This is a genomic window from Rickettsia sp. 109562A South Dakota, from assembly GCF_055791265.1.
This window is the reverse complement of the sequence record NZ_CM147703.1, coordinates 187,470-200,955: the sequence shown is the minus strand read 5'-3', so window position 1 is coordinate 200,955 and position 13,486 is coordinate 187,470. Positions and strand designations below refer to the sequence as shown.

The window sequence follows — 13,486 nt, the reverse complement described above, 5'->3', positions numbered from 1 at the left end:
GGTAATGTATTAGGTATAGCTGTTATTGTGAGTATTACGTCTTTTATATATAGTAACAATATAGTAATCCCTCACGGTGTTTCTGTATCAATGGCAGAAATAGCTCGTGACTCAATTGGCGAAGGAATAATTATTGCTCAGCAACTACCACCTTCATTTGCTCACGAATTAATTAAGGAGGTTAATATTGCTTTTATAAATGCATTCAATATAGTAGGTATTATTCTAGGAATAATCATGCTAATTGGCGGGTGTGATTATGTATGTTCTTCCTCCTTTTAAAGCATCAACTCCTCTACATTAATGGCTTTGTTACATGATGAAGCGGGTATAGAAACCTTACCGCCTTTTGCTATTTTTGAACTATTTACCATAATGGTTACTATAATTATTTTAGTGCTTATTTTTGTAGTAGGTAGTTAATAAAATGAGATGATGATATTTTCAAGTCTATAAATCATTACTAAATATTTTCTCTAATTTTGCTAAGTGATGCTCTATCACGTCTATATCCCTCTTGTTTATAGGTCTTTCTAGCAAATCTGCTATATCAGCTCTTAGATTTTTTTTATTTTCATTGGACATGCATTTGCTCCCGATTAATTAAACTTAAATTGCTCAAGTTTTAACCACCGAAGAGAAATAAACTCTTGGTGGTCGGGGAGGTCGAAAACTGCAAAAAGTCAGCCACGCTAGATTTTAAGCTCAAAGTAATACTTTAAGCTCTGGACATGCCTAACATCTCCCCGACCGTGAAGTCGAGGATTACATCGGTTTTGTGAGCGATGTTCTCACTTTTTGTAGAGGCTTCGACGCCCCGAAATAGCGTTTTGCTATTTTCGAGTATCATTTTATATATAACTTTCAAAAAGTCAATGATGGTTTGTGGCTCTTTTTATGTCATTCCCGCGTAAGCCGGGAATCCAAGAAATAATATGGAAATAGAGTATTTCACATAAATTTTTTAAGAATAATTATCAAAACTCTTTAACCTTATATTCTCAAGGTTTTTTTTGGATTCCCGCTTTTGCGGGAATGACATACTTTAAATCCATGCAATAAGGTCTTAATTATACTGAATCTGAGCTTACACCTGAGCTTGATTCCCCTATTAAAAAAGTATCTTCATGTGCATAATCAGCGTAGGTATTCTCAATTGGTAACATACTGAATAGTTGCTGAAAACTATCTTCATAAAGAGGAAATTGCGCTTTAATACTAATTTTATTATTGTCTAGATTTCTAATATTTTGCAATATCTCTTCAAAGGTTTTTATTGTTATTTTATACGGTAGAATAGGATTATTAGTAGGACAGTTATTAACACTAGGCTTTATAAAAGAATATATATTATTCAGTATCTCGCCTAGAGAATTTATATTAGAGAATATTTTATCTAAAGAATTTAAGTTTTTAAATTCTTGGTTTAAATTTTTCATTATTGTTTTTAGACCTACTAAATCGTAGTCTTGTGAAGTTAATGTTATTATACTTTTATTATTTATTTGTGTACACTCATCAGTATTCTCTAATTTATCTAACATTTTAATTATATCATCTAAGTCTTTAATTTTTAAAATGGTATCTAATATATCTTTATCAGAATTTAAAATTTGATATTTTAAATTTCCATATTCTAGTTGTGAGAATTCTTTATTCTTAGTTCTTCCCTTATACCAATCCCATCCATATTTAGCTACCATCAATGAGGCTGCTATAAATCCTACTGCTCCAATAACATAACCCCACGATCCACCGCCATTTGTATCATCGTTAGGGCTTTCTGTAGTGGGAGTGGTTGCCTCAGTGAAAGGTTTACTTAGTAGATCTAAAATATTTTTACCTACTTCTGTAGGGGATATATCGTCCAAAGTTACGTTGAAAGCCTCTAGAATAATCTTAAGATTATCAGTAGTGAATTTGACTGGTATATTCAATAAATTAAAAATTTTTACCCCTACTTCTTGAACATTGTTCAAAGTTATTTCCAAATGATTTAAAATATCTCTCAAATTATTAACAAGCATTTTGGCATTATGCTCTCGTAAAACGGCTTCGCCTTCGGTAGTAGTGCATTCCTTTAACTCTACGAGGGTATCGTTTTGAAGTAAGTGCTTGCCTTCTTCTAAAATAACGCTAGTACTGTTTCCATAAGTAACAATAGACTTTATAGGGATTTTAATCCCTGTACATTGTTGAGTTACTGCTGATAAATCATTATGTACTTTTGCTAAATGATTAAAGATTCCTGCCCAATTACATTTTATATTCTCAACTAAATAACCATTAGTAAAACTTCCTTCAACAGTATTATATACTGATGAAAGTATAGTATGGCCTAACTTATAAATAATATGCTTTGTATTTCCAGGTAAGCTACTCACCATTTCATTTGCAAATATAGGCATGAAACAGTTTAAGTTTATATTTAATACAGGTGCCATAATACTACTCCTTCAATTTAAATTAATAAAACCATGAAACGTGATTTCTAAAGCATGTTAATATTTTTGTCAAGAGAAGTTAAAATAAATTAATATATAAAAAGAGGATTTGAGAGGGGTTATTGTGGTTGGACCTTTATGTCATTCCTGCGGAAGGCTTGCTTGCGTGGATCGATTTTTCCGTTGTCATCCCGCGACTTGATCGCGGGATCCAGTTAAAAATACTAAAATTATTAGTATTTTTTATTGTCTTTTGGATACCGCGGTCAAGCTGCGGTATGACAATAAAGATACTAGACCCCGTGATCAAGTCACGGGGTGACAACGGAAAAATCATTTCCCTATGCAGAAATTTTTAAAGATCTCGCCTAGTATTTCTTCCACATTAATAACGCCTGTAATAGTACCGATGCAGCGTACCGTCATTCTAATATCTTCAGTTGCTAGGACTAAATCATTATCTAGAGTGAAATTTTTTAAATAGGTAAGAGCTTGTTTTAAATAATGACGATGACGCTGATTTGTTATGTAAGGCGTTTCGGTAAATCCTGCCATATTTTCGGCAATATTTTCAATATTTTTCAATATATCGTTTAAGGCTATATTATTCTTAATCGAAACTCTTAAGCATTTATATTTATCTTCAATTAAAAATATTTTGCTCGGTTCAATTAAATCGATTTTATTAATTATAATGATAGTATTTTCATCAATTAAATCGATAATATCTTCATTTATAGATGAATCTAATTTCTCGGCATCAAACATAATAATTTTAATATCCGCTGTTTTAGCTGAATTTATAGCTCTTTTTATACCTTCTTGCTCTATAATGTCGCTACTTTCTTCTCTTATACCTGCTGTATCTTGCAAAATAATAGGATAGCCGCTAATGTCTAAATGACCCTCAATTATATCTCTAGTAGTGCCTGCGATATTTGAGACAATTGCTATATCTCTTTGCATTAAGAAGTTTAGTAGGCTAGACTTACCTGCATTCGGCGGTCCGATAATTGCAAGCTTAAGACCGCTATTTAGTAGCTCTCCTCGTCTATTGTCGTTAAGATAATTAGATATTTCATTTATAAGGTTTGTATGAGTGTTATTAACATCGTTAAGGACGCTATCCGGTATATCTTCATCAGGAAAATCTATATAAGCCTCAAGTAAAGAGATAATTTGAAGTAACTGTTCTCGCCAATTATTATATAATTCTTCAAGAGCCCCACCTGCTTGTCTAATTGCTTGCCTATGCTGCATAATAGTTTCAGCATTAATTAAATCGGCTATTCCTTCAGCAGCCGTTAAATCAAACTTATTATTTAAAAAAGCTCTTTTGGTAAATTCTCCAGCTTCCGCTAAACGAATATTCGGTATATTTAACAATGCATTAATAAGCATTATAGAAATAGCTTTACTGCCGTGCGTATGAATCTCTGCTACGTCTTCGCCTGTAAAGCTACCCGGTGACTTAAAATAAACGACCATAGCATTATCAATTAGTTCGCCGCTCTTAGGGAAAGTAATTTGTTGATAATACATTAATCTCGATTTAAAGTCCTTTCTACCGGTAAGTAGCTGCAAAACTTCTAAGCTTTTAGGACCGGAAATCCTAAAAACCGCTACGCCTGCTTTACCGAATGCAGAGCTTTGTGCAAATATCGTTTCCACTTATTTTTTATGCCTCTTGCTCAAGTTATTTTATATAATATAATAACAAAAGAAATAATCATATTATTATTATTACTTGAGAAAATCATGACCCCAAAAACAACCTCTTTAAACTTTAGTCGTTTAAATTGTCAAATCCCGAATTATAAAACTAAAATTCTAGAACTTAGCAAGGAACGTGAATCAAATTCCATATATATAGATTTTGTTCAAAAATTTTTAAATTATATTCCGATCGATTATGATTTTGAGAATAGAGAAAAATTATTCCAAAATTTTGCAGATGAAGCCTTTAAGTTTTTTAGGCAAAGGGTAGAAAGAGCAAGAAAAATAGCAATAACAAAGGCGGTTATAGAAAATAATCCGGCAATAAATGTCTTGATATTACTTGATAATAAACCGCATATTGTTGATTTTATCAGATGTTTGCTTAAAAACATGAATTTGCAAACTAAGTTTTTACTCCATCCGGTAATAAACTGTATCCGAAATAGTAAAGGAGAATTAGAAAAAATATTAGAAAATTCTGCACCGAATGAAAAATCAGAATCGATATTACATTTAACTATATTAGGAAATTTTGACGATAAAACTACTACATTTTTAACTGGGGCTATAAATGAAAGATTAGAAGAACTAGAGCAAAGCTATAGAAGTTTGCCGCATTTACTCACCAAATTACAAGATTTATCTAAAAATGTAATTAGTAACGATAAATTAAATTTTGAAGAGGCTAAAGAATTTTTAAATTGGCTGCAAAATAACAATTTTGTTTTATTAGGTGCCCTTGATTTTAAAGTAGAATCTTTAAAATTAAACAATGAAATCGGTGCAACGGAAATATGGCAAGATATCAATACCGAAATTGAAGATATTATAAAATGTTCAGCAGATCTACCGTATCAAAATCAATTGATAATACTAGGTAAAATAAACAGTGGCTCACTTATGCATCCGGACAATTTAATCGATTACGTGTTAGTAAAGAATTTTAATTCTTTGGGTGAGTATATTTCAGGAAGTATAATATTTGGGATATATAGTTCAAATATGTACTATCATTCAATAAGTACTATCCCAATCCTCAGACAGAAATTTAATTTTGTAATAGAGAAAGCAGGATTCGCCCTATCAGGTTACAATGCCGATAAATTAAAAATTTTAATGGAATCATTGCCGCGTGAAGCTTTAATACAAATCGATCAAGGCGATTTATATTGTATGTGTCTTCATATGCTTTCAAGTATGATGAGTAAAAAGCTTAAATTGTTTATTCAATATGACTGGTCGAGTTCTTTTCTTAATATCATAATTTTCTTACCGAGAGAACGTTTAACGGCTGAAATACATAATGTGATAGATTGTTATTTAGCGGAAAAATTCGGTAGTAAAATTTTATCCAATTATATCACCGAAGTAGCCGGTAATTTTTCTTATCTTTTTGTAACTCTTGAAGCACAAGGTGAACATAAAATAAATTTTGAAGCAGAAATAATACAGCAAGATTTAGATCGTATCTCTACACGTTGGAGTGAAGATTTTTATTTTAAGCTTTCTAAAAAATTCGGCGAATATCAAGCAGGTATTAATTTAAAGCGTTTTGATAATATTTTTCCGGCAGACTATAGGCAAAAATTTTCTCCGGAAATAGCTTTGGTAGATATTGAATATCTAACGGAAGCAAGCAAGTTGCAAAAATATATGTTTAATTTAGTCGCTGTAAGTGAATCGGAATTTTACTTAAAAATATATAGTCCAAAAGTAAAACTTGCACTTTCTAACATATTGCCGCCAATCGAAAATTTAGGTTTTAAAGCAATTGATGAACAGACTTTTGTCATTAAGGAAGCCCTCGAAATCAAAGAAAGCTGGATATATAATTTTCTCTTAACTTCTATTGTACCCGTAAAGGATAATATTACCGAATTAAAAATAAATGTTGAAGAAGCTTTAGATAAAATGGCACTTGGGGTGCTTGCTAATGATTCTTTAAGTAAACTGATAGTGCTTGCCGGTTTTAATTGGAAGCAAGTTAAATTAGTAAAAGCTTTAACAAGATATTTACATCAAACAGGATTTAGTTACGGCAAAGGTTATGTACAGTTAACGCTACTTAAACATTCCGAATATACAAAAATGTTGGTAAATCTATTTGACATAAAATTTAATCCTAAACATTCTGATAATAATTGTGACGTAATTAAAGATAAGCTAACTAATTACTTAGCAACCGTTGATATGAGTAGTGAAGATAAAGTACTACGTAATATGCTTGGTATAGTTAATGCTATTACTAGAACAAATTACTATCAACTACATAAACATATTTTTTCATTTAAGTTTGATTCTTCAAAAGTACCGAATTTACCTAAACCGATTCCATTCGCCGAAACCTTTGTTTACTCTAGAAATTTTGAAGCCGTTCATTTAAGAGGCGGTCCCGTATCGCGCGGAGGACTTAGATGGTCAGATAGAGCAGAAGATTATAGGTTTGAGGTCCTTGGGCTTATGAAAGCACAAATGACGAAGAATTCCGTTATTGTCCCTGTCGGCTCTAAAGGAGGTTTTTATGTTCATTTTACTGAGGAAGGGCTTACTCGTGATGAATATATGGAAAAAGTCATTGAATGCTATAAGAATTTCCTGAGAGGTTTATTAGACATAACCGATAATATCGTTGAGGGTAAAGTAGTACATCCGAAAGACACTATTATTTATGATAAAGAAGATCCTTATTTAGTGGTTGCTGCCGATAAAGGTACAGCCTCATTTTCGGATTACGCTAATAGTGTAGCAAGAGAATATAATTACTGGCTTGATGATGCGTTTGCTTCAGGTGGTTCTGCAGGTTACGATCATAAAAAAATGGCTATTACTTCTAAAGGAGCTTGGATTTCCGTAACTAATCACTTTAAAACTTTAGGGTTAGATGTCCAAAAAGACCCTATTACCGTCGTAGGTATAGGGGATATGTCGGGAGACGTGTTCGGTAACGGTATGCTAAGGTCAGAGGTTATTAAACTAGTCGCTGCCTTTAACCATAAGCATATATTTATTGATCCTACTCCTGATCCTTTATCAAGTTTTAATGAGCGTTTGCGTTTATTTAATTTCAAAGGTTCTAATTGGTCTGATTATGATTCTAAGCTTATTTCTAAGGGAGGCGGAGTATTTGAACGCAGTAGTAAATTAATAAAATTATCGCCGGAAATTAAAAAATTACTTGATATAAATGATAATGAGATATCACCGGAAGAGTTAATTAAAGCTATTTTAAAAGCAAATGTTGATCTGTTATGGAATGGCGGAATAGGTACTTATATTAAGGCTAAAACGGAAAATCATTTAGAAATCGGTGATAAAGCAAATGATAACCTTAGATGTAATGGGGAGGAAATTAGAGCAAAGGTTATAGCAGAAGGCGGTAATGTCGGTGTATCACAGAGAGGTAGAGTTGAGTATGCTAAAAAAGGCGGACGCATAAATGCCGACTTTATTGATAATTCAGCAGGTGTTGATTGCTCCGATCATGAAGTAAATATTAAAATTGCTTTAAGTAGTGCGGTAACCTCAGGAAAAATTACTTTAGAAGAACGTAATAAACTTCTAAACGATATGACAAAGCAAGTTGAAGAGTTAGTATTGCTTGATAATTATAAGCAAACCGAAGCAATAACGATTATGCAACTATCTCCTACTTTAACCGTTAATATACTTAGTCAATTTATAGACATTTTAGAAGAAGAAAAAGTATTAGAACGGGAAAATGAATTCTTGCCTAGTGTAGAAGAATTGAATAGAAGAGCTATCAGCGGGGAAGTATTAACTCGTCCTGAGCTTTGCGTACTGCTATCATATAGTAAAAGGTCGGCTTATCACGAGTTACTTAATTCTACTTTTTCCCATGATAAATATTTTGACGCATATCTTATAGATTATTTTCCGGAAATGATGCAAAAAAAGTTTCGTAATGAAATTTTATCTCATCCTCTTAAACATGAGATTATTAAAACCGTTACTATAAATAAAATAATTAACCAGCTTGGAGGACCGCTTATTAGTATTGTAAAGCGTGAGATTGGGGCTCCTCTGTGTGATATAATAAGGTCATATACCATTATTTGTGAAATTTTTGATCTTGATGACATATGGGAAACAGTGAGCAATTTACCCGCTAATATTGATTACAATGTAAAAATTGATATGTTTACCGAAATAACAAAATTAATGCGTCGTGGTATTTCTTGGTTTATTAAAAATTTAAAACATCCTATTAATATTAGCGAAACTATAGAAGAGTTTAGAGTGCCTGCACAAAACTTAAGAAAAATGGTAGGTACTTTATTAGTCGGAGAAACTAAAATAAGATTTGAAGAAAAATTAAATTATTATACAACTAGCGGAGTAGAGGAATCATTTGCTGCTACTATCGCTACATTTGACAATTTAATTTCAGTATTTGACACTATATACATAACAAAACAGACTTCAGGAAATAATAAAGAGATAGCAGAAGCCTATTTTGCGATAAGCGATATGTTTAGTCTTGATTGGTTACGTAAAGCTTGCGATAGGCAGTTGAACGATTCATTTTGGCGTCGTCTTGGAATTCAATCGCTAAAAGATGATTTATATGACAAACAACGTAGATTATTAATAAAAATAATTAATAAATCTAAAACAACTCTTGATTTAGATTTATGGATTGATAATAATAATAATTTAGTTAGAAATTTTCTTGATTTTATTCAAGAAATTAAATCTCAAGAAACTATAGACTTAAATATAATTATTTTAGCAAATAAGAAATTTGAAATATTCTTACAAAAACTTGAGTAAATTATGTCGTCAATGCTTAAGCAAATTAGGTTAGATTCAGGTAAAACTTTAAATCAGGTATCTAGTGATTTAAAAATTAGAAAAAAATATTTAGTAGCTTTAGAAGAGGGTGATTTTGACGTTTTACCGGGAGAAGTATACGTAAGAGGTTACTTAAAATTATACTTAGATTATCTTAATGTAAAAGATCGAAATGCAGAGCAGATAGAAGCTACTAAACAGAACGAGACAGAAAAATTATTAAATAATAAAAGAGCTACGGCATTAATAAATTATAAACGTAAAAAACAATTAGTACTTATATCTATTATAATGTTATCGATTATTATTGTAAGTCATCCATTCATAATTAATGCTTAGACAAAAATGGATAATGAAATATTAGACTGCTTACAGAACGAAGCGCATAAAGAGGAATTTGAAGGAGACAAGGAACGCAGCACCGCAGCGTACAAAAAAGTACGTGAGGATGCGAGTACCGGCTCGACGTACAAATTACCTTTAGAAGCAAGTTATGTAAGCGGTCTAAAGAAATTAATGGAAGAAGTGGAGTATAAACTCGATGATTTATTGAGTATGCTTGTAAATAATCAAAATGAAATTAAAAAATTACAAAACGAAAATAAAGAATTAAAAGATAATTATATAAAAATGCTAGATCAAATTAACATTTATATTAATGAACTTGAAGAAATAAAAAAACAGCAAAAATAATTATGTCAATTGTTACAGTAACATTAAATAACAAGAGTTTTCAATTATATTGTAATAATGGAGATGAGGAAGAATTACTATCTTTAGCGAATAAATTGAATGATAAAATAACTGACATTAAACTTGTTAATCCTACAGCCTCTTTTGAGCTATTATTAGTTATGGCATCCCTTAATGCTCAAGCTGAAATAGCAAGCCTAACAGAAAAGTTTGAAAAAAACGGTTTTCAAAAAAATCATCCCGATGAAGAAAAATTCGCAGAAACCTTAACTACTATAGCAGGTTATCTAGAAAACCTTGCACGTAAAATGGGAAAGTGATATATTAGCACTTGGCTGCTTGGTTCGTGAGCTTAATATTAACCTAGGACTACCACTAACTTTTAGGACATCGTCCCTGTCTAATACTCATTTAAGTTTAGACATATGAAGTCCACCTTTACATCAAGGTCTTTGAAGGATTTTAAGTAACGGCCAAAGCGGTCATGTATACTCGTTTAATTTGAAAAATTAGCTACGTTGTCTCTTGCTGATAATCCTCACGTACTAGTATGTACGCTGCGGTTATCAGCTTCAAGACATCTTGCTTTTTTCCAAATTAAACTTCGTCTACCTACTTTTCGTTTACTCACAGTATACCTTTAAAATGAAACAAACAAAATCAAGCAATAAAGTTCTCGGTGCTTTTTTAGGCACTATCATTGAGTATTACGACTATAGTTTATATGGTTTCTCAGCGGCAATTATTGCCGACAAATTCTTTTCAGCCGGTACTGCTCCATTAACAAAGCTTGTAAATGTTTTTGCCGTTTATGCGGCGGCATATTTATCAAAGCCTATCGGGGCTTATATTTTTGGATGCATAGGGGATATATACGGTCGAAAGAGAGCATTAAGTTTTACGATTATCGGCATTGTAATTCCTACCTTAATAATCGGTTTATTGCCTGATTATTCTTCGATAGGAGTTTGGAGTACAATAATTTTAGTTTTATGTCGCTTCATGCAAGGTATTTTTATTGGAGGGGAATATGACGGTGCAGCGATTTATGTTATTGAACATTTAGGGGCAAAATACCGATTTACTGTTTCAGCTATAACTAGATGTACGGGGGTGATGGGTTTATTATGCGGGATTGGTGCAACTAATTTCTTTAATTCTCATATTTTTCCGGAGTGGGGTTGGCGTATTCCGTTTTTGTTAAGTTTACCGCTTGCATTAATAACTCTTTATTATCGTCAGAAATTTGATGAAACACCGGAATTTAAAGAAGCAGATGATAGCCAAGATGCTATTGAAAAACTTAACTTCATAATTAAAAAGCAATGGAAATATATTTTATCGCTTATATTCTTAGCCGGAGGTTTTGGAGCAACATATCAAATTGCAATCATTTTTATGAAGCAATATTTACCGATCGTACTGCCTTCAGTCGGTATTATTATGAGTGCTTTTTCAGTCTTAATAGTAATATGCTTTGCTATTTGCATGCCGATTGCCGGCTTTATTGCTGACCGCTTAGGAGTTAATTCGGTATTAAAAACCGCATTTATATGTACTATTACAGCAAGTGTATTTTTTGTGATAGCAGTAAAATATCAAATGACTAATTTAGGGCTTGCAGCTAGTTTAATGTTAGCTGCATCGGTCGCCCCTTTTAATGCTCTTGCTCATAGTATAGTTATTAAGTCTTTTGTAGTTAAAGAACGTTACCGTGTTATAAGTTTAGGACATAATATCGGCTCAATGTTAATGTCCGGTACTGCTAATTATATTTGTGCAAAGGTAATAAAATCATTTGATTTTAACCTATTCCCGATTTTATATCTTTGCATGTTTGCCGTACTTGCTTATTCTATGACTATGTTGTTGAGTAAAAATACCGGAGAATAATATAAAATGGAAGACAATGTAATTGATGAGATGCATAAGATTTTTACCAAAAATCAAATTGATAAAAATATTTCTATAGTAGATGATTTTATTTCTAAAAGACGTCAAGAATATTTAATTGAAGAAGAAAGAAAATACATACCTGCTATAATTACTACAGGCGTTTTATAGATTATAAACCGTTTTTATCAAATAGAAAAAACTCACCTATTTCAGGAATAATAAACTTATTTTCATCAATATTATGCTTTTTCATAGCTTGCCGGAGTTCCAAAGGAGCCACGTTAAAGGCTTCATCAGCTAATTGAAAGACGTCAAAATGACTAGCTATAGAGTATTTAGAGCCTAAGTCCAAATGAGTAAATACGGCTTCTTCAGGATTCATATGCACCGGCTTCATAAACCATCTTGGTTCATAAGCCCCTATTGGAATAAGGCTTATTAAAATATTATATTTTTTTCCGATCTCTTTAAAAAGAGTATCGTTATAACCCGAATCACCTATAAAACAAATATCTCCTATCTTAGTTTTAATGATAAAAGTTCCCCATAATGCTTTATTTTTATCAAATATTCCTCTAGCTGACCAATGCTGTGCCGGTTCTAAACAAATATTTTGTTCTTTATAGCAAACTGTTGTGCTTCGTTGTTCGTCGTCTCGCCTATGAGTATATAGGCTTCGCTCCTCACGCTTGTCACAAAATGGGGCTGAGTTTACTTTATATGATTCTCCCCACCCTAAGGTAACAATTTCTGCATCGGTAATATGTTTTTTGATTATTACGTCATTCATTAGCGGTGTAATAATCTTAGGCTTATCTCGTACCCATAGATCTTTAATTGTTTTAATATCTAAATGGTCATAGTGATTATGACTTATTAATATAATATCTATTTTAGGTAAATCAGTAAAATTAATACCTGGTTTTACCACTCTCTTTGGTCCTGCAAAAGTAAAAGGACTAACTCGTTCTGACCATACCGGATCAGTTAGGATATTTAAACCTTCTATTTGAATTAAAAATGTTACATGCCCTACATAACTTATTCGTATACTCGATGAACTTGAAAAATTGGCCACGTCGTCTTTGTAAGTCCTCGGATGCTCACGTATTAATATACGTTCCCCTCCTCGGCTTACAGACTCCTTGCTCTTTTCCAAGTTGATCTTCGTATCCCAACTCTTTATTTCACAGGAGTATATATTTTTGTTGCTAGTTATTTTTTGGGGAGGAATATCGGTGAAAGGCAGTGGTAGTGCTGCCGGCCATTTCGGTCTTTTTGAAGTTATTTTCCATTTCAAAATATCAAGTAAAGTTTTAGGTTTGATATTAGGATCAATATTGAAAAACATATTTTTATTTAGATAGACCTTCCTTTTGGTTTATTAGAGCTTTTAATTTGTTCAGTAAAAGATTTTGTTTCTTTAGTTGTTGGTGTATGCATAAATTCTCTAGTTTTTTCTCCTATCAACATGGCTTCTTGAAGTATGTCTTTTGGTAGTTTAGCTATAGATGCCGATATTTCCGGAGTTTGTTTTACTTCTATCGTTATCTTTTTTTCTTTATTTATATCTCTGCCTATCACTTCATCTAGTGGAACATTTTTGTAATCTGCAAGAGCAACAATTGCTCCGGTGTCAGGCTTGTGTGTACGACCGTCTACGACATTTTTCCATAATGTTTCATGAGTATTGGTTCTTCTACTTAACTCATATGGGGTTATGTTTTCTTCTCTTAACACACCTTGTACAAATATTTCTAAATTATCTCTAATTTTTTTTAAATCTAAATCATCTTTATTTGTTTCTGATATATCGTTAATTCGATTAAATCTTTCTTTTGACCTTATATCTTCGCTCATTATTTTTTCCTGTAAAATTTACTCCTAAAAATTGAGAGTTAAAATAATTTATTTTTAAATGA

General features: G+C 31.9%; 12 protein-coding genes, 1 other RNA gene and 1 pseudogene. 8 read left to right on the top strand and 6 right to left on the bottom strand.

Annotated features, from left to right (window positions below):
- Positions 1–27 precede the first annotated feature (27 nt).
- Positions 28–282 carry a hypothetical protein gene (locus ACIAS7_RS01260; RefSeq protein WP_473199001.1) on the top strand — a complete coding sequence of 85 codons (255 nt, stop codon included), beginning with the start codon at positions 28–30 and terminating at the stop codon, positions 280–282.
- Between the two features lie 168 nt (positions 283–450).
- Here the strand turns inward: ACIAS7_RS01260 and ACIAS7_RS01255 are convergent, their stop codons facing one another.
- The 3 genes from ACIAS7_RS01255 to mnmE all read right to left on the bottom strand — a co-directional run bounded on the left by ACIAS7_RS01255 (position 451) and on the right by mnmE (position 4,115).
- A complete protein-coding gene (locus ACIAS7_RS01255; RefSeq protein WP_473199000.1) occupies positions 451–585 on the bottom strand; it encodes a hypothetical protein in 135 nt (44 codons plus the stop codon).
- 485 nt (positions 586–1,070) lie between these two features.
- Positions 1,071–2,444, bottom strand: coding sequence for an SrfE family effector protein (gene srfE / locus ACIAS7_RS01250; protein ID WP_473198999.1), 1,374 nt, complete (start codon positions 2,442–2,444; stop codon positions 1,071–1,073).
- Between the two features lie 333 nt (positions 2,445–2,777).
- The gene (gene mnmE, locus ACIAS7_RS01245) at positions 2,778–4,115 is read right to left on the bottom strand and encodes a tRNA uridine-5-carboxymethylaminomethyl(34) synthesis GTPase MnmE (RefSeq protein ID WP_473198998.1); all 1,338 of its coding nucleotides are present in this window, start codon (positions 4,113–4,115) and stop codon (positions 2,778–2,780) included.
- A gap of 87 nt (positions 4,116–4,202) precedes the next feature.
- Here mnmE and ACIAS7_RS01240 point away from each other — a divergent pair, with 87 nt between their 5' ends.
- From ACIAS7_RS01240 to ACIAS7_RS01210, 7 genes are all read left to right on the top strand, one after another.
- On the top strand, positions 4,203–8,954 hold the full coding sequence (locus ACIAS7_RS01240; protein WP_473198997.1) for an NAD-glutamate dehydrogenase: 4,752 nt from the start codon (positions 4,203–4,205) through the stop codon (positions 8,952–8,954).
- A 3-nt stretch (positions 8,955–8,957) separates the two neighbouring features.
- Complete coding sequence (locus ACIAS7_RS01235) at positions 8,958–9,314, top strand: helix-turn-helix domain-containing protein (protein ID WP_473198996.1); 357 nt, start codon at positions 8,958–8,960, stop codon at positions 9,312–9,314.
- A gap of 6 nt (positions 9,315–9,320) precedes the next feature.
- Positions 9,321–9,668 carry a palindromic element RPE1 domain-containing protein gene (locus tag ACIAS7_RS01230; RefSeq protein ID WP_473198995.1) on the top strand — a complete coding sequence of 116 codons (348 nt, stop codon included), beginning with the start codon at positions 9,321–9,323 and terminating at the stop codon, positions 9,666–9,668.
- 2 nt (positions 9,669–9,670) lie between these two features.
- Complete coding sequence (locus ACIAS7_RS01225) at positions 9,671–9,988, top strand: cell division protein ZapA (protein WP_473198994.1); 318 nt, start codon at positions 9,671–9,673, stop codon at positions 9,986–9,988.
- A gap of 9 nt (positions 9,989–9,997) precedes the next feature.
- Positions 9,998–10,157, top strand: a non-coding RNA gene (gene ssrS, locus ACIAS7_RS01220) — 6S RNA.
- Between the two features lie 156 nt (positions 10,158–10,313).
- The gene (locus ACIAS7_RS01215) at positions 10,314–11,561 is read left to right on the top strand and encodes an MFS transporter (protein WP_473198993.1); all 1,248 of its coding nucleotides are present in this window, start codon (positions 10,314–10,316) and stop codon (positions 11,559–11,561) included.
- A gap of 6 nt (positions 11,562–11,567) precedes the next feature.
- Positions 11,568–11,732, top strand: a complete 165-nt coding sequence (locus ACIAS7_RS01210; RefSeq protein WP_473198992.1) for a hypothetical protein — start codon at positions 11,568–11,570, stop codon at positions 11,730–11,732.
- 1 nt (position 11,733) lies between these two features.
- Here the strand turns inward: ACIAS7_RS01210 and ACIAS7_RS01205 are convergent, their stop codons facing one another.
- From ACIAS7_RS01205 to ACIAS7_RS01195, 3 genes and pseudogenes are all read right to left on the bottom strand, one after another.
- Positions 11,734–12,642, bottom strand: coding sequence for an MBL fold metallo-hydrolase (locus ACIAS7_RS01205; protein WP_473199381.1), 909 nt, complete (start codon positions 12,640–12,642; stop codon positions 11,734–11,736).
- A gap of 123 nt (positions 12,643–12,765) precedes the next feature.
- A pseudogene (locus ACIAS7_RS01200) lies at positions 12,766–12,915 on the bottom strand (palindromic element RPE3 domain-containing protein); the annotation flags it as partial.
- A gap of 8 nt (positions 12,916–12,923) precedes the next feature.
- Entirely contained in the window at positions 12,924–13,424 is a 501-nt protein-coding gene (locus ACIAS7_RS01195; protein ID WP_473198991.1) for an XRE family transcriptional regulator, read from the bottom strand.
- Positions 13,425–13,486 lie beyond the last annotated feature (62 nt).

What these genes read in the sequence shown, in the direction of transcription:
- ACIAS7_RS01255 (WP_473199000.1), bottom strand. Translation starts at nt 585, where the DNA reads ATGTCCAATGAAAATAAAAAAAATCTAAGAGCTGATATAGCAGATTTG.
- srfE (WP_473198999.1), bottom strand. Translation starts at nt 2,444, where the DNA reads ATGGCACCTGTATTAAATATAAACTTAAACTGTTTCATGCCTATATTT.
- ACIAS7_RS01240 (WP_473198997.1), top strand. Translation starts at nt 4,203, where the DNA reads ATGACCCCAAAAACAACCTCTTTAAACTTTAGTCGTTTAAATTGTCAA.
- ACIAS7_RS01235 (WP_473198996.1), top strand. Translation starts at nt 8,958, where the DNA reads ATGTCGTCAATGCTTAAGCAAATTAGGTTAGATTCAGGTAAAACTTTA.
- ACIAS7_RS01230 (WP_473198995.1), top strand. Translation starts at nt 9,321, where the DNA reads ATGGATAATGAAATATTAGACTGCTTACAGAACGAAGCGCATAAAGAG.
- ACIAS7_RS01225 (WP_473198994.1), top strand. Translation starts at nt 9,671, where the DNA reads ATGTCAATTGTTACAGTAACATTAAATAACAAGAGTTTTCAATTATAT.
- ACIAS7_RS01215 (WP_473198993.1), top strand. Translation starts at nt 10,314, where the DNA reads ATGAAACAAACAAAATCAAGCAATAAAGTTCTCGGTGCTTTTTTAGGC.
- ACIAS7_RS01210 (WP_473198992.1), top strand. Translation starts at nt 11,568, where the DNA reads ATGGAAGACAATGTAATTGATGAGATGCATAAGATTTTTACCAAAAAT.
- ACIAS7_RS01195 (WP_473198991.1), bottom strand. Translation starts at nt 13,424, where the DNA reads ATGAGCGAAGATATAAGGTCAAAAGAAAGATTTAATCGAATTAACGAT.